The following is a 25,792-nucleotide window of genomic DNA, read 5'->3' as shown; positions in this document are numbered from 1 at the left end:
AAGCGACTCGGATTTTTTATCTATAGCAGTAAAGCATGCAGTCAAGCCAAGCGGCTATGGCATTTAATACTCAAGCGATTGGCGGGCTTCAATCAATATTCAGATACTTATGAGTCTGCACCGATAAGCGCCAATTGCGGGCAATACAAGTCGCCATGGCCAGCTCAGTAGCCCGAGCCTGTTGGCTAATAGGTTGTAAACACATAACTTTCGCGCTGATATCTATGCCATTAAGCGCTTCATCGAGTTGATCGATATGCTTTTGCTGTGCTATCGGGTGTTTAATTTCATTGGCACGGTTTAACGCTTGCGCCAGAACCGCCATCCCACCTTTCATGTTGATTTTTGGCGAAACTGTGACCCAAGTGTCGACCGCGCACGCTACGGTATAAGTGCCACTGGTCTCAATTTGACAGTGGTACCCCGCATCATGCAAGGTTTGGGTTAACTCAGTTAAGTCGTGAATACACGGCTCACCGCCGGTGATCACTACATGTTTAGCAGTAAAGCCCTTAGCACTAAATGCGGCCAACAAACTGGCGGCGTCATGCCAAGCCCAATGGCCTTTAACCCCGTCGACGGCAATAACCACATCTCTTTTAACTTCTAACGTTGGCTGGCGCTCCCAAGTATGACGGGTGTCACACCAACTACAAGCCACAGGGCAACCTTGTAACCGCACAAAAATGGCGGGAACACCGGTATAAAAGCCTTCACCCTGAATTGTTTCAAATACTTCATTAACTGGATACTGCACTTCTTTTCTCCGGCTTAAACAGCGCTGCTGTTATAACTAAGTTAGGCTGTAACTACAAGCTTAGCGTCAAGTTTCGGTTTAAATCCTGCCGCAGTCAGTTACAATATCGTCTTTATTTAATAGTAAGGTTTTCGTTATGTCTGCAGCCGTGGTGGTTTTTAGTGGTGGTCAAGATTCAACAACTTGTCTTATTCAGGCCCAGCAAAAGTACCAACAAGTGCACGCCATTACCTTTGATTATGGCCAGCGCCATCGTCAAGAAATTGAAGTGGCTAAAACCTTAGCAGCCCAATTAGGTGTCGCCAGCCATAAAGTGCTGGATGTGACTATGCTCAATGAGCTTGCCATCAGTGCCCTCACCCGTGATTCCATTGCCGTCTCTAATGAGCTCATGGATAACGGCTTACCTAATACTTTTGTTCCTGGTCGCAATATTTTATTTTTAACCTTAGCCGGCATTTATGCCTATCAGTTGGGCGCCGAGGCTGTGATCACTGGGGTATGCGAAACCGATTTCTCTGGCTATCCAGATTGCCGCAATGACTTTGTTCAAGCTATGGCTAACGCCTTAGTATTAGGCATGGATAGAGAGTTAGCCTTAGTTACGCCGCTGATGTGGTTAGATAAAGCGCAAACCTGGGCACTAGCCGACAGTTTGGGCGCGCTAGAATTAGTGCGCGATCATACCCTGACTTGTTATAACGGCATTATCGGCGCGGGTTGTAAAGAATGCCCAGCCTGCTTACTCAGAAGCAAGGGCTTAGCTCAATACCAAGCCAATAGTCCTGAAATCTTAGCCAGTTTACCTAAGTAAGATGGAGCATAAGCGCTTAAATAATCACTGGGGATTTTGTTTATCCTTAGCCTGCTTAATGCTGCTGACTTATGTTATCGATCCTAACCAGTTAAGCTATCAGCGCTCTAGCGTTGCAGCGGGCGCTTGGTGGCAGATATTCAGCGCTAACATACTGCATACCAACGCTTGGCATTTGGCGATGAATCTCGCTGGGCTAGTGATTATTATGACGCTGTTTCCTTGGCGTTTAAGCCTAAAAAACCTATGGACTTTGTTTTTGCTGTTGTCATTAATTCAAGGCATTGGCTTATTCTGGTTTTACCCCACTACCTTAGGGTTTGTCGGCTTAAGTGGCATTTTGCATGGCTTATTTGCTTATGCCGTAGTGCAAGACTTGCGGCGAAAAGATAAATGGGGAGTGATTTTACTGATGGCACTGGCGGCAAAAATCATCGCGGAGCAAACATTAGGCCCACAAGCCTTGTCGAGTCAGTTGATTGGCGCCCGAGTTGCCGATGAATCCCATTTGATTGGCGCGATTGCAGGCTTGTTTTTAGGGCTGCTATTACCTTTTAAGAAAGGCATTTTAAAAACGCCCTTTTAAGAACTGTCTTATGATAAAACGTCATTTAATAATCATTTAAAAAGCGCCGCTGTTAACCCTTTAGCGATATTGTTAGTCTAGGCAACTGCTCCCCAAAAATGGTTTGGGGAGCGGTTACTCAGCAATTACATTCACGCCTTACACTGAATAATTCAATTTATGCGACAAACAATTCAAACATTAAGCTTTTAGCAGTTGTTGCCTTAATAACTGCACTTGATCGCGAACACTCGCCGCTTGCTCAAACTCAAGTTCGCGCGCATGTTGATGCATTTGTTTCTCTAGCCGCTCAATCTCTTGACTGATGTCTTTAACGCTGCGACTCGGTAAATCGGAAGCTCTGACTCCAGGGCGATTAGCTCTTGAATAACGCTGACTCGTCTGATTGCGGCGATCATCGCCCTCACTGCCATCGCCCATATCCATCACATCAGTAATGCGCTTGGTTAAACTCGTTGGCACTATGCCATTGGCAATGTTATGGGCATGCTGTTTTTCGCGGCGCCGCTCAGTCTCTCCCATCGCTTTAGCCATAGAGTCAGTGATCCTATCAGCATATAAAATCACTTTACCGTTAATGTTACGGGCGGCTCGGCCTATGGTTTGAATTAACGAGCGCTCAGAACGCAAGAAGCCCTCTTTATCAGCATCTAAAATACACACCAGCGACACTTCTGGCATATCTAAGCCTTCGCGTAATAGGTTGATGCCAATTAATACATCAAAAACACCTAATCTTAAATCGCGAATAATCTCAGTGCGCTCCACTGTATCTATATCTGAGTGTAAATAGCGCACCCGAATGCCATGTTCATCCAAATAATCCGTTAAATCTTCGGCCATCCGCTTAGTTAAGGTAGTGACTAACACCCGTTCATTAATGGCGATGCGCTTGCGGGCTTCGGATAACAAATCATCCACTTGAGTACCGACTGGCCTAACTTCAAGCTCGGGATCGAGTAATCCCGTTGGCCGCACCAATTGCTCGGCAATATCAGTACCACTTTTTTCAAGCTCATACTTAGAGGGCGTTGCTGACACATAAATCGTTTGCGGCATTAAATCCTCAAACTCTTCAAACTTTAACGGCCGGTTATCCAGTGCCGATGGCAGTCTAAAACCATATTCTACTAAGGTGGTTTTGCGCGATCTATCGCCTTTATACATGGCACCAATTTGCGGCACTGTGACATGAGATTCATCAATGATCATCAAGCCATCGGCAGGTAGATAGTCCAGCAAGGTCGGCGGACTTTCACCCGGGTTACGCCCAGATAAGTAGCGTGAATAATTTTCAATGCCAGAGCAATAACCTAGCTCCACCATCATCTCGATGTCATATTGCACTCGCTCAGAAATTCTTTGTTCTTCAATAAGCTTGTGGTTTTCGAGTAGTTGCTTTTTACGTTCGACAAGTTCAACTTTAATCAGCTCAGTCGCCGCCAGTATGGTTTCTCTTGGCGTCACATAATGACTTTTGGGATAAATAGTGGTGCGAGCTAAACGCCGATTGACTTGGCCCGTCAAAGGATCGAATTCGCTGATGCGCTCAATTTCGTCATCAAATAATTCGACACGAACGCCGTGATTTTCAGCATCTGCCGGAAAAATATCAATCACTTCTCCGCGCACCCGAAAAGTGCCACGATCAAACGCCATGTCATTACGCTTATATTGCAAATCAGTCAGGCGCTTTAAAATATCGCGCTGCCCCATAGTGTCACCTTGGCGCAGGTGCAACAGCATTTTTAAATACAGCTCAGGATCACCCAGACCATAAATCGCTGACACTGAGGCAATCAGCACCACATCACGCCGCTCTAATAAGGCTTTGGTGGCAGAGAGACGCATTTGCTCAATATGCGCATTGACCGAGGCATCTTTCTCGATAAAAGTATTAGACGCCGGCACATAAGCTTCGGGCTGATAATAGTCGTAATAAGAGACAAAATATTCGACGGCATTATTAGGAAAGAACTCTTTCATTTCCCCATAGAGCTGCGCCGCGAGGGTTTTATTGGGCGCCATGATAATAGTCGGGCGACCTAAATTGGCAATGACATTGGCCATAGTAAAAGTTTTACCTGAGCCAGTAACTCCTAATAGAGTTTGGTGAGCCAAGCCACTTTCGAGCCCGTCTGTTAATTGAGCGATCGCTTTAGGTTGATCGCCTGCCGCTTGATAAGGCGCAACCAGTTCAAACAACTTTGACACTGTATCCTCTCTTTTTACCCGTTAGTGGTTTTTTACTGAAACTACACTGGCACATTAGTACTAGTTTCAACTTATCGCAGTGATTTATGCTAAAAAACCCAACAAAATAACAATTTAATTCACAAACAAATGACGAGCAATTATTACAAAGTTGCGACATTCGGCAACCTATCTATCAGCCAAAAGCGCCATGATTAAGTCACTGTTTATAAACACATTTAAAAAATGCAATTAGATTTGGACATTTTAAGTCCAACCCAGTCTAGATCGGACTTTGCGGGGTACTATACTCAGTAACCCACAAGTTTATCCACAGAAACAGTGGATAAGTGATTGGGAACCTTGACTCATAAGGGTTTGCTCTCGCACCAGCGAATAAGAGTGAGGCATCGCAAAAGTTGTAATTTTATGACATTTGAATCTAAGCCGTAACTATTCGTACCGACTGACTCACATTGCTGAGCCTGCAAGATAAAACTATTGGCTGAATTGATAGCTGCTTGCCTACTCGCTATGGCTGCGAGCCGTGAATGTAGCGTGATATTGCACAGTGATAAATTCGGTCACCTTGAATCAAAGCCTTCGAATCAAATCAGTTAGAGCCGAGTTAAGTAGACATTAAATAAAACGACGAAATCGGCCAAACGCAGCACTACTGATGTTAGCTTAGTTGCCTAAGCACGCCGCAGACAGACTGAGTATTCCCTCTTACGCATACTAGCAATTGCAAGCTGAAACATAAAGCAAGCATGCCCTGGGATTGCGACTCTTCAGCACATGGCAGTACAAAAAGCGGCAAGGGATAAATTCAGTATTCAGACCGATAGTTAGTACGAAATCTGTATATCAGCATTTTATGCTGTGTTTTTTGCAACTTGCCCTTTAGCCTGTTGCTAAATTTCATCTAGCGTTAGCTATGATTAATTAAGGTCATCAATGTCAACCTGTGACCTGCCACTAATAGCTTAGTTTCATAAATGCTAATCAACACAAGCGAATCTCCCCATAACGGCCATTAGTCCATGCTCAGTCATTCAATCTCCATAGTGAGTATTTAGCTAATGTATTGAGTGAATAAGATCTACGCAATCATCTTAGGAACTTGCCAACGCGAAGTGCCTGTGCGGCTAAAAACTAACTATTAAGCAGGTTTAAAACTCCAATGTGCACAAATTAAATCAAGCTACTAGCAAGCATTGCTAAAAAAACCATCAATGTTTAGCCGCCAATCTTAAGCGTATGATGCCAAAGTCGAGTCATTATCCTGAAAAATTTAGCTAATCATGGTCACACGTCTAAAAAAACGAGCCATTTTCAAAAGTGAAGCCATAGCTAAATCGTTCTTTTTTAACCCGCAATGACTAAATATCATCCCCGATTGTTTGTAAGATAAACACTTGATTCACTATTTGGCATTTTTTTAGGAACGCGAGTTGACTCATGTGGCTGAGCGATTTACTATGCGCTCCGTTCTCAACGAGAAGTCGCAAACGATTCCCCAGTAGTTCAGTCGGTAGAACGGCGGACTGTTAATCCGTATGTCACTGGTTCAAGTCCAGTCTGGGGAGCCATCATTTATTATAAATAAATGTCTTGCCTACTTTTGTTGCTTGTTGCTAAATCAATAAGCTGTTGAAAAACGATTCCCCAGTAGTTCAGTCGGTAGAACGGCGGACTGTTAATCCGTATGTCACTGGTTCAAGTCCAGTCTGGGGAGCCACTTTCTCGGTGGTTAAATGAGAAAATGAAGTAACATGATTCCCCAGTAGTTCAGTCGGTAGAACGGCGGACTGTTAATCCGTATGTCACTGGTTCAAGTCCAGTCTGGGGAGCCACTTTCTCGGTGGTTAAATGAGAAAATGAAGTAACACGATTCCCCAGTAGTTCAGTCGGTAGAACGGCGGACTGTTAATCCGTATGTCACTGGTTCAAGTCCAGTCTGGGGAGCCACTTCTCGGTGGTTAAATGAGAAAATGAAGTAACACGATTCCCCAGTAGTTCAGTCGGTAGAACGGCGGACTGTTAATCCGTATGTCACTGGTTCAAGTCCAGTCTGGGGAGCCACTTCTCGGTGGTTAAATGAGAACAATGAAGTAATGCGATTCCCCAGTAGTTCAGTCGGTAGAACGGCGGACTGTTAATCCGTATGTCACTGGTTCAAGTCCAGTCTGGGGAGCCACTTCTCGGTGGTTAAATGAGAACAATGAAGTAATACGATTCCCCAGTAGTTCAGTCGGTAGAACGGCGGACTGTTAATCCGTATGTCACTGGTTCAAGTCCAGTCTGGGGAGCCACTTCTCTGTGGTTAAATGAGAACAATGAAGTAAATCGATTCCCCAGTAGTTCAGTTGGTAGAACGGCGGACTGTTAATCCGTATGTCACTGGTTCAAGTCCAGTCTGGGGAGCCACTTCACCGCTAAAGCGTTACCCCCTCCCCGATTATTGTTAATATCCCTTAGATATACGCCTTTTGTCATATTTTGATAGGCCATATACCCACAATTTTCATTATTCCTCATCTCAATCTTGCTATTTTAATTTTCAGATCATAAATACGCCCAAGAACAGAGTTAAGTCATGCTTCTATAACCCAATTCCGTATACTTCTTCTCCAATGTATATAAATGCGTTATCTTATATTGGTAATATATGAAGAACTCAGGGACGGGTCATGACCAAGCTATATCAATTATTGTTATTTATTACATTTGCTATAGGAATATTGGCTCAGTTTTGGCTTCAAAAAAATCAATTAACTGTCAGTGCTAGCCAACATCAAACTGAGTTTGTGCAACTCGTTCATCAATATAAAGACTATCAAGGTGATGGCCAGCAATTATTCGCAACGATTAATGCCATTCAACCCTTACAATTTTTTCAATACATCACTGACTTAAACCCACAGCAAAACTATACCTTCGGCGAATTACATCAAAGCCAGCATTGGTTGCAGCATTTACTGCCAGTAAAAATTACCCAAGATATTCAATTATCCAATGCCCGTTTGCAATTAAGTGCGGATACTCGCTCTTGGTATGGTGTCATTGAAACCAATATAATGACGCAAACCTTGATGCTACTGGCAATGTACCTGTTCCTCGTCATTAGCTTGCTATGGTTACAATCGAGAATAAAAAACAGCATTGCTTACAGCGTAACTTATATGTCGCAACTCATTGCCGATAATTATCCGCCACTACAAGCATCAAAACTCGGTGGTGAATGCAAGCCTCTGGCCAAGGCATTAGAGCAATTAAGACTTGATATCAAAGCTCATCATAAAAACCTAGTTAGCAAACACGAACAATTAAACCAAGAATCATTGCAAGACACGATTACAGGTTTTGGTAATCGCCAACAATTTACTCAAACATTAGCGCAACTGACGAGCGCTGGCACGTCGCAACTAGGAACTCTCGCACTGGTTAAAGCCACCGAACTTGGTGCTATCAATCAGTTATATGGCCGTCAGGCCGGTGATGAATACTTAGTTACCATCAGTAAAACCATCAAGCATTCGTTAAGAGAATTTAGCTTTAGTCAGTGTTTTCGAATAAGCAGCGCTGATTTTGCTATGTTTATCCCGGATCTTTCGATAAAAGACGCCCCGAGAATATTTACTTCATTGAAGCATCAATTTGATGATTATCAGCAACAATTAGGCTCAGATAGCGTTGCTTATATGGGTATAGTGCCTTTTACCGAGCAATCCAACCCGGCATCACTGTTGGCCTTGGCTGATTCTGCGATCAGCATTGCGCAAACATTGGGCCCAAACCAATTCCATACCCTTGAGCATCAAGATGACCTAGAAGAACAAGGTGATAATCGCTGGCAAAAAGCCATAGAGTCTTTGTTAGATCACCGCAATATTGAGTTTTATCAACAGTCTATTCAGCCTTGTCGTCACAATGTTGATATGTATCGCGAGTTATTGGCGCGCTTTTATAACAGCAATGGCAAGTTATTACCGACAACCACTGTGTTTGCCATGGCCGAACGTCATGGTAAAAACCTTGAAATGGACAAACTCATAGTTCAAATGGTAATAGAGCGCTTAATAAAAGACCCATTACTTACTGGCTGGTACGGGGTTAATATCAGCGGCAACTCAGTGTTACAACCTGACTTTGTGGCTTGGCTTAAAGACACTCTAAACCGTTATCCAGAAATAGCCGCGCGCTTAGTTATCGAAGTTAATGAAATCGGCATTCAGAAAAATCTGGTTTCAAGCGCTCATTTTGTCAAAGCCGTACATAGCGCCGGAGCGCGAGTCTCTATTGAGCGTTTTGGCATGGGATTTACCTCATTTAAATTCTTTCAAGAATTACGCCCAGACTTTGTCAAACTCGATGGTAGTTTTAGCAATCAAGTACACTTGGACAGCAGCAATCGCTTCTTTATCAAAATGATTGTCGATATTGCCAAACGACTCAATGTCAAAATCATTGCTACTGGCGTAGAAGTCCAAGAAGAAAAATTAGCACTCGAGCAATTATTGGTGGATGGACTGCAGGGTTACTATATTGCCAAACCCTTAGCCCTTGATAAGACGCCTTAGTCACTGTGGGCTGGATGGTGGAATAAATGCCACAAAATGAAGATATTATCATCTTCAATTGCTTTAACCCTGCATTCTATCGGTTGTTAATCAGGATCAAACCACCGATAATAGTGCTATTCCCAGCCTAAAAATTTATATTGCGATGAGCGAATATTTACTGTTGTTGATTGGTACTGTGCTAGTCAATAACTTCGTGTTAGTTAAATTCCTCGGTTTATGTCCATTTATGGGGGTATCGAGCAAACTCGAATCTGCCATAGGCATGTCAATGGCGACGACTTTTGTATTGACACTGGCGTCAATTCTTAGCTATTTGGTCAACACCTATTTACTGGACCCATTTCAATTAGGCTACTTGCGCACCATGTGTTTTATTCTGGTGATCGCTGTCGTCGTGCAATTTACTGAAATGCTAGTGCAAAAAACCAGTGCTTCGTTATATCGAGCATTGGGAATTTACTTGCCTTTGATCACCACCAATTGCGCAGTACTTGGGGTGGCATTACTCAATATCAATGAAAAGCATAACTTCTTACAATCTGCCGTATATGGTTTTTCCGCTGCATTAGGATTCTCGTTAGTGTTAATCCTGTTTTCTGCTATGCGTGAACGACTCGCCGCGGCCGATGTTCCCTCTCCTTTTCGCGGCGGCGCGATTGCCATGATCACCGCAGGTTTAATGTCACTGGCCTTTATGGGCTTCACTGGATTGGTTAAGTAATATGTCCACTATTCTTGTTGCGGTCATCTTATTGACCCTGCTGGCTATGCTTTTTGGTCTGATTTTAGGTTTTGCCGCCCAAAAATTTAAAGTCGAAGGCAACCCTATTGTTGATGAACTTGAAGCCATACTGCCGCAAACTCAATGTGGCCAATGTGGTTATCCTGGCTGTCGCCCTTATGCTGAAGCCATAGCTAACGGTGAGAAAGTCAACCGCTGCCCACCTGGTGGCAGTGCTACCATGGAAAAATTAGCAGAACTCATGGGCGTAGAACCTGAACCTATGAGTGCTACCACCGCAGAACCCATCAAAAAAGTCGCTTTTATCCGCGAACTTGAATGTATTGGTTGCACCAAATGCATTCAAGCCTGCCCTGTGGATGCCATTATCGGTAGCGGCAAATTAATGCATACCGTGCTTAGCAAAGATTGTACTGGTTGCGATTTATGCGTAGAGCCTTGCCCAGTTGATTGTATCGATATGATCCCAGTGGTTCAGGGCATAAATAATTGGGATTGGAAGCTAAATCAAATTTCATCACAAATACCGGTCAAATTTATCGAAGAGGATAAGCCGTGTTGACTATGTTAGATCAAATTGATCAAGGGTTTGTCTGGCCAATTCATGGTGGTATTCATCCGCCGCAAATGAAAGATATTGCGCCAGCGACATTCCTCAAACACTTACCTTTGTCATCACGTTTTTTGGTTCCTATTCCACAAGTGAATGACAGCGCTGTACTTACGGTAGGCGTGGGTGACAAAGTCAGTAAAGGCCAAAGTCTTACTCAAGGCCAAGGCCAGCTCTATCTGCCCGTACACGCCCCTACATCGGGTGTAGTCAGTGCTATTGAGCCGCGCCCAAGTAATCATGCCTCAGGTTTACCCGTACTCACCTGCGTGATTGACTCAGATGGCTTGGATACTAGCGTTAACTATCAAGCGGCCAATCCTGCTGCACTTAGCACAGATGAAATCCTTGCAAAAATTCAGCAAGCAGGCATTGCGGGCCTAGGCGGCGCCGCCTTTCCTAGCCATATAAAATTAGCGTCTGTCAGTAAAATTGAGCTAGTGATTATTAATGGCGTGGAGTGCGAGCCTTATATCACAGCCGATGATGCGTTAATGCGCCATCACAGCGACGACATCATGAAAGGTGTCGCCATTATTGAGCAGTTACTTAAGCCGCAGCGCATTGTTATTGCTATTGAAGATAATAAGCCCGAGGCTATTGCTGCTATGCAGCAAGCCTTAGCGAGTAGCACACTGCCAAGCCCATTAGCCCGCGTGACAGTGGTGCCAACCTTATACCCATCTGGTGGTGAAAAGCAGCTAGTGCAACTTCTGACTGGCAAAGAAATTCCATCAGGCGCTATCCCTGCGCAGCTTGGCATGCTAATTCACAATGTCGGTACCTGTTTTGCTATCCATCAAGCCGTGAGCGAGGGTAAGCCTCTCATTGAGCGCGTAGTGACAGTCACGGGACAACAAGCATCAGAACCTGCCAATTATTGGGTACCTATTGGCATGAGCGTGCACGATATATTGCAGCAGCTCAATTTCCGCCCTCAAGCAGAGCAAATGGTGATCATAGGTGGCCCTATGATGGGTTATACCTTGCCTGTCACCCAAGTGCCTGTGCTCAAAGGCACCAACTGCATTTTATTACCGGCGCAACAAGAAATGATGGCCCCGGTTGAGCAAGCCTGTATTCGCTGCGGCGAATGTGCAGTAGCCTGTCCTGCTATGCTACTGCCACAACAGCTCTATTGGCACAGTAAAGCTGAAGAGTATGACAAAGCCAGCAGTTTTAATTTACGCGATTGTATCGAGTGTGGTTGCTGCAGTTACGTGTGCCCAAGTGATATTCCCCTTGTGGAATATTTCCGCATTGCTAAATCGGCACTTAAAAAAGTGGCCCATGAAAAAGAGCAAGCGGAGCGCGCTAAACAGCGCTTTGAGGCCCGAGACAAGCGCTTAGCGGCAGAAAAAGAAGCCCGTGAGCTTAAGGCTAAAGCAGCCAGTGCTAAGCGTCAGCAGACTATGTCAAGCAATGAGAAAGATGCCATTGCTGAGGCTATGGCAAGAGTGAAAGCTAAGCAGGCGCAAAAAGCGCAAGCCGCTGAACCTTTAGCTAAGATAGTCGCGCTTACAAACGATGACACAAAGCTTGTGCCAAGCCCCAATGCAAGAGTCAATGTCAGCACAAGCTCAAATACAAGTGAGCCAGCGAGTACTAGCAATGCTGATAAAGTCAGTGCCGCAATCGCGCGCGCCAAAGCTAAAAAAGCGGCATTAGCAGCTGCCAGTTCAGTAAATGGTGCGGTTTTGGTGGAATCAAATCACCAGAATAAGGCTCAAGCTGCTGCAAGTAATCTGCAAAATGATGCCGACAATCACGTTGTGACTCAAGCAGAAAGCAAAGCTGATAAAGTCGCGGCCGCAATCGCCCGCGCTAAAGCTAAAAAAGCTGCCATGGCGAACTCAACTGCGAATGAGAGCGACACGCTGCGCCAAGCAAAGAGTCTAGCAACAAGTCCAACTGAACTTGCCGCAAACAAGACCGTTGATGCTGGTGTTGATGCCAACTCTGAGGCTGTTACTAACACGGTAAGTAGTGCTGATAACTCAGTTGACACTAAAGCCGCTAAAATTGCGGCTGCCGTTGCCCGCGCTAAAGCTAAGAAAGCCGCATTCGCCGCTGAGCAAGACTCTTCTAACGAACAACTGAATATGGCGCCAGCGCCAGAATTAGCATCATCGGCATCAAATGCCATAGCTAACGCGCACCTTGAAGATAGCCTTGCCAACGACAAAGCAGCGAAAGTTGCTGCGGCCGTGGCGCGCGCTAAAGCCAAGAAAGCGGCTAAGGCTGCTGAGTTAGCCGGTGCTAATGCGACTGGTACTGGCACTGGCACTGGGGCAAATAATACTCAGTCTATTGAAAATCAAGCTATTGAGACTCAAGCAGCTGAAATTCAACTCGTTGAGCATCAAACCGTTGAAAACCAAGCATCACTCACTGAAGTTGCCAAAACTGAAGCTACCGAAGCTAAGCCTGTAGATGCACGTGATGATAAAGCAGCCAGAGTGGCCGCCGCCGTGGCCAAAGCGAAAGCCAAGGCTCTTGCCAAAAAACAACACTCTGTCGATGAGAACAAGGATTAATTATGGCGTTTAAAATTGCCACTTCACCCCATATCATTAATAAGTTGCACACCTCAACTGTGATGCAGCGGGTGTTAATGTGCGCCTTCCCGGGCATAATTGCCCAATGCGTCTTCTTTGGCTGGGGCACACTCATCCAATTAGCCATAGCAGTCGTTGTTGCCATCGCCGCTGAAGCCTTAGTGATGAAACTGCGTGGCCGCAGTATCAAAACTGCGCTGAGCGATTACAGCGCTGTGGTTACCGCCTTCTTATTAGCCGTCGCCATACCGCCTTTAGCTCCGTGGTGGCTAATAGTGATTGGTACCTTGTTTGCCATCTTAATGGTTAAACACGTCTATGGTGGACTGGGTAACAATGTCTTTAACCCAGCCATGGCCGCGTATGTGTTATTGCTGATTTCATTTCCAGTGCAAATGACCAGTTGGGTAGCGCCAGCACCTATTGCCGCTCATATCCCCGATATTTTATCGAGTTTACAAGCTATCTTCTTGCAAACGGATATCAGTGCTTATCGCCTAGGTTTTGATGGCATCAGCATGGCAACCCCTCTTGATGCCTTAAAAACGGATTTATCTATGGGTCTTACCGTCACTGAGTCCATGTCAAAATCCATTTTTGCCAATGGCGCTGGTGTGGGTTGGTTTTGGGTTAATGCTATGTACTTAGCTGGCGGCTTAATGCTGTTAAAGCTTAAGGTCATTCGATGGCACTTACCGGTCGCCTTTTTGGCCAGCTTAACCTTGTTCAGTGCCATGGGCTTTGTTATGGGTCCTGATACTCACGGCACGCCTTGGTACCATTTATTCTCTGGCGCGACTATGCTCGCTGCGTTTTTTATCATTACCGACCCGGTCACTGCCGCGAGTAGCCCACGTGGACGTATTATCTTTGGTGTCTTGATAGGCTTGCTTGTATACCTTATTCGCAGTTTTGGTGGTTATCCCGATGCCGTGGCCTTTGCGGTATTACTGGCCAACTTGTGCGCCCCGTTTATTGATTATTATGTCCGCCCTCGTGCTTATGGACATCGCAGTGGCCATTAAGCCTTTAGGAGCAGAGTTGTGAAAAAATCCATGGCTAAAAATGCCGCTATCTTAGGCCTGTTTGCTTTAGTTTGTACGGCAGTCGTGAGTCTGGTTGACTATGTCACTAAAGATGACATTTTATTGCAACAGCAACGTCAATTACTGAGCATATTAGAGCAAATCATACCTACCGATTGGCATGACAATGACTTGTCGCAAGCCTGTACATTATTATCATCACCCGCCCTTGGTACTAATGAGCCCATGCCGGCTTATATCGCCACGTTAAATGGCAAGCCTACGGCAATTGCCATGGAAACTATTGCCCCCGATGGCTATAGCGGCGCAATTAAAATCATAGTGGCGGTAGATGTTAAAGGTCAGGTGCTTGGCGTTCGCACCTTAAATCATCAAGAAACCCCAGGGCTTGGCGATAAAATCGAGATTAAAAAATCTAATTGGCTCAATGCATTTATCGGCAAAATGGTAAGCGGGGAAGATGATCCTAAATGGCGAGTCAAAAAAGATGGTGGTGAATTTGATCAATTCACTGGCGCGACTATTACGCCTAGGGCTTACGTTGGTGCATTACGCCGTACCATACATTATTTTGATACCAATCAAGACGCTATTTTTAACCAAGTTCGCCAATGTGAGGTAAGCCATGACTAAATTATCTGAGATTGCCTGGCAAGGACTGTGGAAAAATAACCCAGGCTTAGTGCAATTATTGGGATTGTGCCCATTACTTGCGGTCACAGCTACAGTCACTAACGCTCTTGGCTTAGGGTTAGCCACCTTAGTGGTGTTGGTTTGCTCTAATATTCTGGTGTCGTTAATCCGCCAATGGGTGCCAAAAGAAATCCGCATACCTGTGTTTGTGATGATTATTGCGGCCTTAGTGACCACAGTGCAGTTACTGATCAACGCTTATGCCTACGGCTTGTATTTATCCTTAGGCATATTTTTACCTTTGATTGTGACTAACTGCGTCATTATTGGCCGCGCTGAAGCTTTTGCTTCACGTAATAACGTTGGTCATGCCGCCTTTGATGGACTAATGATGGGTGTAGGTTTTACCTTAGTTCTAACCTTGTTAGGCGCCTGCCGCGAAATCTTAAGCCAAGGCACCTTATTTGCAGGAGCTGAGCAATTACTCGGTCCTTGGGCGCAGCACTTGACCATACATTTATGGCAAGTGGAAACCCCATTTTTGCTGGCAATGTTGCCACCTGGGGCGTTTTTAGCCATGGGACTATTAATCGCTGGCAAAAATATCATCGACAGCAAACTTGAACAAAAACAAGCGCAAGTGGTTACAGACACCAGTATTACGCGCGCCCGAGTGACCAAAGTATGAATGCACTTAAGCGGCGAGAAATCCTCACGCGCTTTCGAGATAACAACCCAAAGCCTGAAACTGAGCTCAACTTCTCCAGTCCATTTGAATTGTTAGTGGCTGTAACCTTGTCAGCACAAGCTACGGATGTCAGCGTCAATAAGGCCACAGATAAACTGTTCCCGATTGCTAATACTCCAGAGGCGATAGTGGCATTAGGGGGTGAAGGCCTAAAAACCTACATTAAAACCATTGGTTTATTCAATACCAAGGCAGTGAATGTAGTGAATGCCTGCCAAATGTTAATTGATAAACATAATGGCCAAGTCCCGGAAGATAGAGATGCCTTAGAAGCCTTACCTGGCGTAGGTAGAAAAACCGCTAATGTGGTATTAAATACCGCTTTTGGATGGCCGACGATTGCTGTGGATACTCATATTTTTAGAGTATGTAACCGCATGCGCTTTGCCCCAGGCAAAAACGTCAATGAAGTTGAACATAAACTGCTGAAAGTGGTGCCAAAAGAGTTTATGGTGGATGTGCATCACTGGCTAATCTTGCATGGGCGCTATACCTGCATAGCCAGAAAACCGCGCTGCGGCAGTTGTTTAGTGGAAGACCTCTGTGAGTTTAACGACAAGGTGTATCCCGAGGAATAACAAAAACCGCGCTGATTGGCGCGGTTTATTTTTATAAAAATAACATAGTAAAAAATATACTGAGGATTAACGCAACCACGACCGTGATCCCTAACGACATTTTTAACTCGGTTGACATACACTACCTCCCTTTCGTTAATAAAAACAATAACTCATAAATGATAGTTCTTCAAAACAAATAACCACAATTTAATTAAATTTCATTAACAACGACAGTCTTAGCGACATTTCACACTGTTGATATAACAACCAAAAACATACTCTAAGGAATAATTGATGTCTCAACTACTGCATACCATGATCCGCGTGGGAAATCTTGAGCGTAGTATCGAATTTTATACCCAAGTATTAGGGATGAAATTACTGCGTACTTCGGAAAATAGCCAATATCAATACAGCCTAGCATTCGTTGGTTTTGATACTGAAGCGAGCGGCGCCGCAGTTGTCGAGTTAACTTACAACTGGGGCACCAGTGAATACGATCTAGGCACAGGTTTTGGCCATCTGGCTATTGGCGATGACGACATTTATTTACGATGTGAGCAAATTAAAGCCGCCGGCGGCAAAGTAACCCGCGAACCAGGACCAGTAGCCGGTGGCAATACCCATATTGCGTTTGTTGAAGATCCGGATGGCTATAAAATCGAGTTTATTCAAATGAGCTCAGCTACTCACGGTCTTGGCTAAGCCTTATTGCAAAAAGCCAGAAGAATTCTGGCTTTTCCACTAAAATAAAGACATGTATTGACCATAAGGACATGTCTTTGCCTGCGCCAGATATCTTGACCTATTTGCCGAGAACTGCCTCTTTGTGGTTTCAAGGAATAGCCATATTTCTAATTTCACTATTTCTGGTGCTTAGGCTGTTTTTAATGGATGTCGCTTTAGTAGTGATGTTAGGCGCAAGCTTAATCATTCTATGCTATTCATTTTTCAAAGATTATCGCCATCAAGGCACTATTACTCAAAAGCAAGTATCACTCATCTGTGCCAGCATCATGCAGGCCTACAGCAGTTATCAAATACCTGAAACAGCTATCTATTTGTTTGCTCTGCTGCCTATATACTTCTTCATCTTCAATCTGAAAATCGCTACCTTAATCGCCTTCGTATTCTTATTGATTAATTTACTCGGAAGCTGGTCCGGTGATAATCAATGGGGTTCAATCAGATTTTTAATTTCAGGAATGACCTCCCTCACCTTTTTAGCCATTTTGGCTTATGTCTTAGAATACCAAAGAAATAATCTCTATCTATTTGCCACCACCGACGATCTCACTGGTGCCCGCAATCGTAAAACCATGTATGCCAATTTAGAAAATGCTCGCCAAGCTTGGCTCAACAAACAAGTTCCTTCGAGTCTAGTGATGATGGATCTTGACCATTTCAAACAGATAAATGACCAACAAGGGCATTTATTTGGGGATAAGGTACTGCGAACCTTTGCTGAGCATTTGATGGCGAATCTCGACGACAATGAAATTTTATATCGTTATGGTGGTGAAGAATTTTTGATTATTATGCGCCAATGCGACCAACCTAGAGCCTACGCCCGCGCCCAGCAACTAAAAACCAGTGCTCATGAGGTGTGTCTGCTTAAACTCCACCAGCAAATTACCTGCAGTATGGGTGTCGGTGCACTGTATAATGATGAGAATTGTGAAACGTGGATTAAAGCGTGTGACAACGCCTTATATCAGGCTAAAAAAGATGGTCGCAACCGCGTTATTCATCGCGCGCAGCAAGAGGCAAGTTAAATCATAGACAGTGTACTAAGGAGAAATAAACAGGCACAGCGAATACAACTAGAATGAGGATAAATCGCCTAATCAACGGATAAATAAGTATTGATTAGGCGAAAATGCGTTATGCGTTTTTAGTCAGTTTAGCCAGATAAAATCCATCAAAACCTGACACTGATGGCAGAATGGTTTCTTCCATCACTAAGCTAAATTCTGGATGATTAGCTAAAAACAACTGCACTTGCTCTTGGTTCTCACAAGGCATAATTGAACATGTTGCGTATACCATCACGCCACCAGGCTTAAGCATACGGCTATAACTATCAATAATGTGGGCTTGCAGTTCCATCAACACAGGTAAGCGGTCTTGAGCATCACGCCATTTGGTATCTGGATTACGTTTAAGTACCCCTAGGCCTGAACACGGCACATCTAATAACAAACGGTCGGCGGACTCTTTCAATCGCTTAATGGTTTTACTGCCGATGATTAATCGGGTTTCAACATTATGAGCACCGGCGCGACGAGCACGGATTTTGAGATTATCAAGTTTCCAAGTCTCGACATCCATGGCCAACAAACGGCCTTTACCCTGCATGTGCGCAGCTAAATGCAAGGTTTTACCACCAGCACCAGCGCAAGCATCAATCACTCGCATACCGGGCTTTACATCAAGTGCATCGGCAACTAATTGCGAGCCGGCATCTTGCTGCTCAAACCAACCGTCTTTAAATGCTTGTGATTTAAACAAAGCCGAATCATTAAGCACTTCTAAGCTGCTATCAACAGTTTCAACAAATTGAGTTTCAATGCCTTCGCCAGCTAATTTCTGCTGTAACTCGGCGCGAGTGCATTTTAATAAATTCACTCGGATAAAACGTTTAGCACCTTGTGCCAATGCTTGGCGCTCTGCTGGCCATGCATCACCAAGGCTTTGTACGCCGAAGGCTTCAAGCCAAGCAGGACAGCCATCCCACAACACCAAGTCCTCTTTAGCTAGCGCTAAACGCTGGGCAAAATCATCTTCATCAAGGGGACGACAATAAGGGAATTTAGGTAGCGGCAGTTCATGCAATAAATGCCACGCACTCACAAGTTGGGTACTGGCATTGCCAAGTTCAGCTAACTCAAATTCATCTGAACCTGTGACTAAGAAGGCGAACAGATTTAAGCGGCGCATAATTTCGCCAACACAGCGCGTAATTTGGGCCAACTGTGCAGGGGCCATTTGCTGATTAGCAAAGGCTAACGAATAAGCGCGATCTAAAGGTTTATTATCCTGCAGCACACTGCTGAGGATGGTCGTCGCCATATTGGCTTGGACGGCATTTAATGGTGTATGGGTCATTCAGGGTTACCGGCAATGAAAAGCCGTCGGATCATAGGTGCTTAGGCTAATATGCGCAATAGAAAAGCCGATTTAATGCCACCAAAACACTTGAGTCAGGCTGTTTGATGGCATTTGCGATTAACTGGCTTGGCTGGCGTGTATTTCCATTAACTTATCAGGATCAAATTCTTCATCTATTTCATCTTTAAGCTGCAAGAACTCAGTATTATCCATAGCAAATTCAAGATAAAAAGAATGATAATCTGCCGTTCTGAAGGATACGCGCCTAAAGATAGGGTTATCTAGATTGGCATCAATTGAGACTGTTAATTCTTTATTGATGGTTAACATTTTGGGCTGGCTTTGACCAATCGAAGTTTTTAATTCTTTCGAGACAGTCAAAATGAAATCACCCAATATTTGGTTAGTGAGTTCACCTAACACATTACCGACTTCATCAGAGGTGTGAGAAAACACGAGTTCACTTTCTGGAATACCCATATTAAGCATATATTTGCGGTATAACTCCACCGCAGCATCCGCGGTATAATTAAGCACCACTAATCCTGAAAAGCCGCCATCAAAAATAGAAAAACAGCCTAAATCTGGACGTAATCGAGTTTGATGTATCACTTGCACCATTCCAGAATGACTGATCTCACTGTTGGAGGCTTTTGATAAGACGCTTTGCATACTGTGGCATAGCTTTAATAGAATATCGTCAAAGGTGACAATTTTACGACTCGAAGGAGCGGCTTCGACTGGGTGCATAATAACTTCCTTGTGTTCTAATAATTAATTTAAGCTTGTATCTCAATAGCCAAAATTGCAAATCAGTACCGAATAACAGCCAAACACACCCACGCCACAGCCAGAGAATAATTGATAATAAACGCTAACAATCAAACAATTACCTCTTAATGGCTACTCTCATTTGTTTTCACTAAAACAATCACCTTTCAACCATTTTTATGCTTAAATCAGCCATAATGTAAATAATATTGCTTGATGACCTATGGCTGTCACCAAGGATTCAGATAAACATGCTAGTGTGGACTGCTGTAATAGTAAGCATGAACAAAAATACGGGTCTATGTCTTATTGCCGCAGGTCGGCATAGTTAATTAGACAAATACCACCATTAGCTTGCAGGAGCGAAGCCCATGAGAATGACCTTAGCCATTCATTGTCAGCAATATACTGTGCATAGCTTCAGCCCACTCACCACTATTCCTGCAGCCGTGTTAACCCAAGACATTTTTTTTATTGGTAAAACCCAAGAAGAATTATCAATTGTCGTCCCCGCTGATGTTGAACTTGATAGCCTAGAACAAGAGCAAGGTTGGTGTTGCTTAGAAGTCATGGGGCCATTAGGATTTTCTATGACGGGAATACTGGCGCGCATTGCAGCCACGTTAGCAGATGCCCAGGTCAGTATTTTTTCAATATCGACCTTTGATACTGATTATATTTTAATAAAAGAAAACAAATTAGCTGTCGCGGTCGCAGCACTGAAAAAGAAAGGTTATCAGATCATTGAATATGAACAATAATGCCAAGGTTCCTTACATAGCCATAAGATAAAATGTATCCATGTATAAACAAACTACCTGTATTTTGATCCCGCACGGCTTACATACCAGACCTGCGGCGCAATTTGTCAAAGCCGCCAAGCAATTTAGTGGCGACATACTAGTGCACAGTCAAGGCAAGCAAGCCAGCGCTAAAAGTTTATTTAAACTGCAAACCCTTGGGCTGTCTCATGGCAGTGACATTACCATAGAAGCTCATGGCCCTGACGCAAAGCTCGCCGTTGAGCACTTAATCGCCTTACTGGATACTCTCGAATAAATGGTCGTGACCGTCCGCCATGACCCAAGAGCCTAATGTCCAAGTAATTAATGTCTAAGCATAAGACGACATTCAGGCGTAATGATAACAATAATGATAAATCGCCACCTTAATGCTTTTATGATGGAGAACCTATGAGCCGAAGTGTCACTGGGATGAGTGTCTGTAGTGGTGTCGCCGTTGGGCCGGCATTAGTGTATTTACAGCAATTACCTAAACAAACTTTAGGTTCATTAGCTTCGCGTGCTCATATTCCGCAGCAGCAACAACGCTTTCTGGATGCTATCGCTCATTTAATCGCTATCTATGAAAAACGCCTATCGCAGTTACCGCTTGATAGCGTGAAATTACAGACTCAAGCGCAATTATTGGAAGCTACCTTGTTATGGCTTGATGATGAAGATATGCAGCAATGCGTACTCGATACCATTGAGCAATACCAGCTAACCGCAGTGGCGGCCATTGACCATGTTTATTCGACCCACGCGGCTGAAATTGCGGCGATTGCTGACCCATATCTTGCTTCTCGTAGCCATGATATTCGCGCCTTAGGCCAACGACTGTGTCTGTATTTATCGGGGCAAACTACAGATATTACTGACATTGAAAGTCCGGTCATCTTATGTTGCCAAGACCTATCCCCAGGGGACTTCATGTTGTTGGACTTAACTAACATCATGGGGTTAGTTTTGCGCCAATGCGGCTTAACCAGCCACACAGTTATTTTGGCCAGAAGCGCTGGCATTCCTTGCTTAATTAATTGCGATTTTATCGCCGAGGGCCTGAGCTCAGGTCAAAACATCATGATAGATAGTCAGCATCAACAGCTGATTATTGAGCCTGAAGACTGGCGACAACAGGACAATATTGCGTGGCGAGCCGCGCAACTAGCCAATCAAGCACGTTATGAGCATGAGCGCCTTATTCCATGTCAAACCTTAGATGGTCACGCCATAAAATTACGCGCCAATGTCGGCAATCAGCAAGATATTGATAATAGCCGTGAGCTGCAAAGCGAAGGCATAGGCCTGCTACGCACTGAATTAATGTTTATTAATGCCTTATCGCTTACTGATGAAACCGTGCAGTTTGATGCTTACTATCAGGCGGTCATGAGTTTGCAAGGCGCTATGCTCACTATTCGCACCTTAGATGTTGGCGCCGATAAGCCCTTAAAAGCCATCTCCCTCGGGCATGAAGATAACCCGGCATTAGGCATGCGCGGCATACGTTACACCTTAAGGCATCAAGAGGTATTAATGCCGCAACTGCGGGCGTTACTGCGCGCCGCCCATTTTGGCCCCATAAGTGTCATGTTTCCTATGCTGTCGCAATTTGAAGAGCTCGATGATTTACTTGATTGCCTTGAACTTGCCAAAGCGCAATTAACTGCTCTCAAGCACCCCTTTGGCGAGCTTAGGCTTGGGCTTGTTATTGAAACGCCAGCGGCAGCAATGATGTTACCGGCACTCTTACCCAAATTAGCTTTTATTAGCATAGGCACTAACGATCTTAATCAATACTTACACGGCGCCGATCGCGGTCACCCACAGTTAAGTGCGCAGTTCCCAATACTCAACCCCGCCCTGTTAGCACTGATGAACACCATTTTACAACAAGCTCAGCACGCTGGGGTGGATTGCGGAATTTGTGGTGAGCTTGCCAGCGCCCCTCAAGCCACGGCGCTGTTAATGGGAATGGGATTTAGCGAGTTTTCTGTCAGTCTTGATTGCTTTGGCGCTATAAAGTCGAATATCTTAAGTTTACGACTCGAGGATTGTCGAGATTTAGCCAGTTCAGCGTTATCATTACCCAGTTTGAATGCCTTGACTGCTTGTCTGAATAATTTCAATCACCAAGCAGGCCTTAGCAACCTGTCACAATAATAAAAAGGATCAATAATGGGATTTTTCAGTCGGTTCCGTAGAATGTTAGCAGGCCATACCCCTGTTGCCGGTGCCATAGCTGTCGTTGCGCCTATGGATGGCACCTTGGTTGCTTTATCATCGGTTCCAGACAGAGTCTTTGCCGATAAAATTGTCGGTGATGGCATAGCTATTCAACCAACAGGCTCGTTAGTGTGTGCCCCTATATCAGGCACCATAGGAAAAATATTTGACAGTAATCATGCCTTCAGTATTGAATCGACCCAAGGCTTAGAGTTATTTGTGCATGTTGGCATAGGTACGGTTGAATTAGGTGGCAAAGGGTTTGAGCGCTTGCAGCAAGAAGGCGCTAAAGTGGAAGTCGGCACGCCGATTTTATCGGTGGATTTTTCAAAAATTGACGGCAAGGTCGAAAGCTTGCTCACGCCTGTAGTCGTTGCCAATATGGAAGATGTTGATTATATCCAGTGCAGCGAAGGTCAAGTCAAAGCAGGTAAAACCATCATATTCCACGTATTTAGTTAATCCGTTTCAATTGCAATTAGGCTACATTGGCCGATACACATAATTTGCTGACATCTTGTATGGCTTGTCAGCCAATAATCCCTGTGTCCACGCCAATGCCTAGCGCTAGAGGTGCTTAACCGCTCTCATTCAGTTAAGCTCGAATAATTAGTCCAATCAGCTAAGCGTAAGCAATAAGCCCAGCAACATCCTCCAAGTCCCCACTGAGTCCTACTACAAGCCGCTAAATTTATAGCCTTTTTTGTTAACAGCTTAGCTTAACCCTTGAGTCAGCAGTTATTAATGGTCACAATAAGTTAATTTGCTTATCGAGGAATACCCTATGTTATACGGCATCAAAAATTGTGACACAGTAAAAAAAGCACGCAAATGGTTGGAAGCTCATGGTCAATCCATGGAGTTTATCGATTATCGCGAGCAACCACTGACCCAAGACACCTTAAGTCGCTGGGTCGATGCCTTAGGCTGGCAAGTCCTGTTTAATCAACGTAGCACTAGCTTTCGCGCCCTAAGCCCTGAAGATAAACAAGATATCGACCAAGCCAAAGCGTTACGTTTGATGCTTGATAACCCTACCTTGATAAAACGCCCTGTGCTAGATACCAAGCAAGGTGTGTTAGTCGGTTTTAGTGATGCCTCTTACCAAGAGTGGTTTGCCCAATGAAACAAGATGTTCTCGCGTTAGCGAAAGAATTAATTGCTCGACCATCTATCACACCTCTTGATGAAGGCTGTCAGCAATTAATGGCTGACAGACTCAGTGAGTGCGGCTTTGCCATTGAACCTATGATTTTTGCCGATACCACCAATGTGTGGGCACGCCGTGGCAATACGTCGCCAGTCTTTTGTTTTGCGGGCCACACTGACGTAGTACCGACCGGCCCAGTGGCTCAGTGGCATAGCGCACCTTTTACTCCAACCGTGCGAGACGGCATGCTTTATGGGCGCGGCGCCGCCGATATGAAAGGCTCATTAGCCGCCATGATTATCGCGACCGAGCGTTTCATAAAAGAGTATCCCGATCATCAAGGCTCGATTGCCTTTTTAATCACCAGTGACGAAGAAGGCCCGTTTATTAATGGCACCCCGAAAGTCATAGAAACTCTAGAAGCGCGGAATGAAAAAATCACTTGGGCATTAGTCGGTGAACCTTCATCAACTACGCATCTTGGTGATGTAGTTAAAAATGGGCGCCGTGGCAGTTTAACTGCCAATATCACGGTTAAGGGCATTCAAGGTCATGTGGCTTACCCGCATTTAGCACTCAATCCTATTCATGTAATGGCGCCAGCTATCAATGAATTAGTTGGGATCACTTGGGATAACGGCAATCAGTTCTTTCCGCCCACCAGCATGCAAATCGCTAACATCAATGGCGGCACCGGTGCCTCCAATGTCATTCCTGGCACATTAGAGGTCATGATTAATTTTCGCTATTCCACCGAAGTGACGGCTGAGCAATTAATTGAACGGCTTGAAGCAGTACTGACTAAGCATGGCGTCGATTTTAGTATTGATTGGGTGTTCAATGGCTTACCTTTCTTAACTGCCGATGGGCCGCTGTTAACCGCAACCCTTGATGCTATTTCTGAGGTGTGTCAGCGCCAAGCCCAAGCCTTAACCACAGGCGGAACCTCAGATGGTCGCTTTATTGCACCTACGGGCGCGCAGGTTATTGAATTAGGGCCAGTCAATGCCACCATTCATAAGGTCAATGAATGCGTTAATGTCGATGATCTTGAGCAATTAGCCCTTGTGTATCAAAGATTACTGGAAAAACTCCTGTGTCGATAATCTCAGCGCCTGAGAGCGGCGATAATTCATCAAACCATGAGGCACTGCGCAGTGATCATCGCCTCTATGGCTTGGCAATTAATAATAATTTGGCAATGAACAACGATTTATCGCCAGCATTAACTGAGCCTTCATGGCTCACGCCCTGCTTTGGGGTGCAATTATCAAAAGCCTGCGCGCAAGCATTTAGCACCATGAAAACCTCAGCCGCAAGCGATGGCATAGACCTAATGCCCTGCTCTGGCTATCGCAGTTTTGAGCGCCAGCTAACCATTTGGAATAATAAGGCGCGCGGCTTAAGGCCGTTACTTGATGCCAATGAACAGCCGCTTAACTACTGTGATTTAACCGATGATGAGCTAGTTGATACCATATTACTTTGGTCAGCGTTACCAGGGGCATCACGTCATCATTGGGGCTGCGATGTCGATGTTTATGATGCCGCCACCCTTGATGTTAAGCAGCTGCAATTAGTGCAGAGCGAATATAACGCCGGCGGTCCTTGCGCCAAATTAAGTGAATGGTTAGCGCAGCACGCCCATGAATTTGGCTTTTTCTTACCCTTTCAGCAAGGTTTGTCGGGGGTCAGCCCTGAGCCTTGGCACATAAGTTATGCGCCAGAATCGACGCTGCTATTACGTCAGTTCTCAAGCCACGCTTTATACCAAGTATTAAGCCAGCACGATATTTGTCTTAAAGCAGCGATTTTGCCCAAACTTGAGCACATAGTTGCGCACTATGTTCGCAAAATTGCGCCAATTCCAGCGTCACTAAGGCTCAACAACGGTCCCAATGGTTAAACCAGCTAACACT

General features: G+C 44.8%; 23 protein-coding genes and 8 tRNA genes. 27 read left to right on the top strand and 4 right to left on the bottom strand.

Annotation, left to right across the window (positions count from 1 at the left end; translation table 11 throughout):
* Nucleotides 1–88: 88 nt before the first annotated feature.
* Complete coding sequence (gene queE, locus FJQ87_RS09705) at nucleotides 89–757, bottom strand: 7-carboxy-7-deazaguanine synthase QueE (protein ID WP_140932465.1); 669 nt, start codon at nucleotides 755–757, stop codon at nucleotides 89–91.
* 136 nt (nucleotides 758–893) lie between these two features.
* Between queE and queC the strand changes: the two genes are divergently transcribed.
* Both queC and rrtA read left to right on the top strand, forming a co-directional pair.
* A complete protein-coding gene (gene queC / locus FJQ87_RS09700; RefSeq protein WP_140932464.1) occupies nucleotides 894–1,571 on the top strand; it encodes a 7-cyano-7-deazaguanine synthase QueC in 678 nt (225 codons plus the stop codon).
* Nucleotide 1,572: 1 nt separating this feature from the next.
* A complete protein-coding gene (rrtA, locus tag FJQ87_RS09695; protein ID WP_240778683.1) occupies nucleotides 1,573–2,157 on the top strand; it encodes a rhombosortase in 585 nt (194 codons plus the stop codon).
* A 180-nt stretch (nucleotides 2,158–2,337) separates the two neighbouring features.
* Here rrtA and uvrB read toward each other — a convergent pair whose 3' ends face one another.
* Complete coding sequence (gene uvrB / locus FJQ87_RS09690; RefSeq protein WP_140932463.1) at nucleotides 2,338–4,371, bottom strand: excinuclease ABC subunit UvrB; 2,034 nt, start codon at nucleotides 4,369–4,371, stop codon at nucleotides 2,338–2,340.
* A gap of 1,495 nt (nucleotides 4,372–5,866) precedes the next feature.
* Here uvrB and FJQ87_RS09685 point away from each other — a divergent pair.
* The 18 genes from FJQ87_RS09685 (at nucleotide 5,867) to FJQ87_RS09600 (ending at nucleotide 17,608) form a co-directional block, all read left to right on the top strand.
* Nucleotides 5,867–5,942, top strand: a tRNA-Asn gene (locus FJQ87_RS09685).
* 73 nt (nucleotides 5,943–6,015) lie between these two features.
* Nucleotides 6,016–6,091 (top strand) — tRNA-Asn (locus tag FJQ87_RS09680).
* A 39-nt stretch (nucleotides 6,092–6,130) separates the two neighbouring features.
* A tRNA-Asn gene (locus tag FJQ87_RS09675) sits at nucleotides 6,131–6,206 on the top strand.
* Nucleotides 6,207–6,245: 39 nt separating this feature from the next.
* Nucleotides 6,246–6,321 (top strand) — tRNA-Asn (locus FJQ87_RS09670).
* A 38-nt stretch (nucleotides 6,322–6,359) separates the two neighbouring features.
* Nucleotides 6,360–6,435, top strand: a tRNA-Asn gene (locus tag FJQ87_RS09665).
* Nucleotides 6,436–6,474: 39 nt separating this feature from the next.
* Nucleotides 6,475–6,550 (top strand) — tRNA-Asn (locus FJQ87_RS09660).
* Nucleotides 6,551–6,589: 39 nt separating this feature from the next.
* Nucleotides 6,590–6,665 (top strand) — tRNA-Asn (locus tag FJQ87_RS09655).
* A gap of 39 nt (nucleotides 6,666–6,704) precedes the next feature.
* Nucleotides 6,705–6,780 (top strand) — tRNA-Asn (locus FJQ87_RS09650).
* 263 nt (nucleotides 6,781–7,043) lie between these two features.
* Entirely contained in the window at nucleotides 7,044–8,933 is a 1,890-nt protein-coding gene (locus FJQ87_RS09645) for an EAL domain-containing protein (RefSeq protein WP_140932462.1), read from the top strand.
* 145 nt (nucleotides 8,934–9,078) lie between these two features.
* A complete protein-coding gene (rsxA, locus tag FJQ87_RS09640) occupies nucleotides 9,079–9,657 on the top strand; it encodes an electron transport complex subunit RsxA (RefSeq protein WP_140932461.1) in 579 nt (192 codons plus the stop codon).
* A gap of 1 nt (nucleotide 9,658) precedes the next feature.
* Complete coding sequence (gene rsxB / locus FJQ87_RS09635) at nucleotides 9,659–10,240, top strand: electron transport complex subunit RsxB (protein ID WP_140932460.1); 582 nt, start codon at nucleotides 9,659–9,661, stop codon at nucleotides 10,238–10,240.
* Nucleotides 10,234–12,825: an electron transport complex subunit RsxC gene (rsxC, locus tag FJQ87_RS09630; RefSeq protein WP_140932459.1), complete on the top strand. Its 2,592-nt coding sequence runs from the start codon at nucleotides 10,234–10,236 to the stop codon at nucleotides 12,823–12,825. Before rsxB ends, rsxC begins: the two co-directional genes overlap by 7 nt.
* A gap of 2 nt (nucleotides 12,826–12,827) precedes the next feature.
* The gene (gene rsxD, locus FJQ87_RS09625; protein ID WP_140932458.1) at nucleotides 12,828–13,871 is read left to right on the top strand and encodes an electron transport complex subunit RsxD; all 1,044 of its coding nucleotides are present in this window, start codon (nucleotides 12,828–12,830) and stop codon (nucleotides 13,869–13,871) included.
* Nucleotides 13,872–13,889: 18 nt separating this feature from the next.
* The gene (rsxG, locus tag FJQ87_RS09620) at nucleotides 13,890–14,525 is read left to right on the top strand and encodes an electron transport complex subunit RsxG (RefSeq protein ID WP_140932457.1); all 636 of its coding nucleotides are present in this window, start codon (nucleotides 13,890–13,892) and stop codon (nucleotides 14,523–14,525) included.
* Nucleotides 14,518–15,213: an electron transport complex subunit E gene (locus FJQ87_RS09615; protein WP_140932456.1), complete on the top strand. Its 696-nt coding sequence runs from the start codon at nucleotides 14,518–14,520 to the stop codon at nucleotides 15,211–15,213. Before rsxG ends, FJQ87_RS09615 begins: the two co-directional genes overlap by 8 nt.
* Nucleotides 15,210–15,851 carry an endonuclease III gene (gene nth, locus FJQ87_RS09610; protein WP_140932455.1) on the top strand — a complete coding sequence of 214 codons (642 nt, stop codon included), beginning with the start codon at nucleotides 15,210–15,212 and terminating at the stop codon, nucleotides 15,849–15,851. The genes FJQ87_RS09615 and nth overlap by 4 nt, the downstream gene beginning before the upstream one ends.
* Before the next feature lie 276 nt (nucleotides 15,852–16,127).
* On the top strand, nucleotides 16,128–16,538 hold the full coding sequence (gloA, locus tag FJQ87_RS09605) for a lactoylglutathione lyase (RefSeq protein WP_140932454.1): 411 nt from the start codon (nucleotides 16,128–16,130) through the stop codon (nucleotides 16,536–16,538).
* 185 nt (nucleotides 16,539–16,723) lie between these two features.
* Nucleotides 16,724–17,608 carry a GGDEF domain-containing protein gene (locus tag FJQ87_RS09600; protein WP_168195170.1) on the top strand — a complete coding sequence of 295 codons (885 nt, stop codon included), beginning with the start codon at nucleotides 16,724–16,726 and terminating at the stop codon, nucleotides 17,606–17,608.
* A 109-nt stretch (nucleotides 17,609–17,717) separates the two neighbouring features.
* Here FJQ87_RS09600 and FJQ87_RS09595 read toward each other — a convergent pair whose 3' ends face one another.
* Nucleotides 17,718–18,941: an RsmB/NOP family class I SAM-dependent RNA methyltransferase gene (locus FJQ87_RS09595; RefSeq protein WP_140932452.1), complete on the bottom strand. Its 1,224-nt coding sequence runs from the start codon at nucleotides 18,939–18,941 to the stop codon at nucleotides 17,718–17,720.
* Nucleotides 18,942–19,061: 120 nt separating this feature from the next.
* Nucleotides 19,062–19,694 (bottom strand): DUF3334 family protein, encoded by a 633-nt coding sequence (locus tag FJQ87_RS09590; RefSeq protein ID WP_140932451.1) that lies wholly within the window; start codon nucleotides 19,692–19,694, stop codon nucleotides 19,062–19,064.
* 392 nt (nucleotides 19,695–20,086) lie between these two features.
* On the opposite strand from FJQ87_RS09590, the gene FJQ87_RS09585 reads away from it, so the two are divergent.
* The 7 genes from FJQ87_RS09585 to FJQ87_RS09555 all read left to right on the top strand — a co-directional run bounded on the left by FJQ87_RS09585 (nucleotide 20,087) and on the right by FJQ87_RS09555 (nucleotide 25,779).
* Nucleotides 20,087–20,476: an ACT domain-containing protein gene (locus tag FJQ87_RS09585; RefSeq protein ID WP_140932450.1), complete on the top strand. Its 390-nt coding sequence runs from the start codon at nucleotides 20,087–20,089 to the stop codon at nucleotides 20,474–20,476.
* A 40-nt stretch (nucleotides 20,477–20,516) separates the two neighbouring features.
* The gene (locus FJQ87_RS09580; RefSeq protein WP_140932449.1) at nucleotides 20,517–20,774 is read left to right on the top strand and encodes an HPr family phosphocarrier protein; all 258 of its coding nucleotides are present in this window, start codon (nucleotides 20,517–20,519) and stop codon (nucleotides 20,772–20,774) included.
* A 134-nt stretch (nucleotides 20,775–20,908) separates the two neighbouring features.
* Nucleotides 20,909–22,660, top strand: coding sequence for a phosphoenolpyruvate--protein phosphotransferase (gene ptsP, locus FJQ87_RS09575; RefSeq protein ID WP_140932448.1), 1,752 nt, complete (start codon nucleotides 20,909–20,911; stop codon nucleotides 22,658–22,660).
* A 15-nt stretch (nucleotides 22,661–22,675) separates the two neighbouring features.
* A complete protein-coding gene (gene crr, locus FJQ87_RS09570; RefSeq protein WP_140932447.1) occupies nucleotides 22,676–23,185 on the top strand; it encodes a PTS glucose transporter subunit IIA in 510 nt (169 codons plus the stop codon).
* Nucleotides 23,186–23,507: 322 nt separating this feature from the next.
* Nucleotides 23,508–23,849, top strand: coding sequence for an ArsC family reductase (locus FJQ87_RS09565; RefSeq protein ID WP_140932446.1), 342 nt, complete (start codon nucleotides 23,508–23,510; stop codon nucleotides 23,847–23,849).
* The gene (dapE, locus tag FJQ87_RS09560; RefSeq protein ID WP_140932445.1) at nucleotides 23,846–24,979 is read left to right on the top strand and encodes a succinyl-diaminopimelate desuccinylase; all 1,134 of its coding nucleotides are present in this window, start codon (nucleotides 23,846–23,848) and stop codon (nucleotides 24,977–24,979) included. The genes FJQ87_RS09565 and dapE overlap by 4 nt, the downstream gene beginning before the upstream one ends.
* Nucleotides 24,970–25,779: a M15 family metallopeptidase gene (locus FJQ87_RS09555; protein ID WP_240778682.1), complete on the top strand. Its 810-nt coding sequence runs from the start codon at nucleotides 24,970–24,972 to the stop codon at nucleotides 25,777–25,779. Before dapE ends, FJQ87_RS09555 begins: the two co-directional genes overlap by 10 nt.
* The last annotated feature ends 13 nt before the right edge of the window (nucleotides 25,780–25,792 follow it).

The organism is Shewanella sp. SNU WT4 (assembly GCF_006494715.1).
In the GTDB taxonomy this organism is placed as follows: domain Bacteria; phylum Pseudomonadota; class Gammaproteobacteria; order Enterobacterales; family Shewanellaceae; genus Shewanella.
This window is presented reverse-complemented; position numbering and strand designations above follow the sequence as displayed.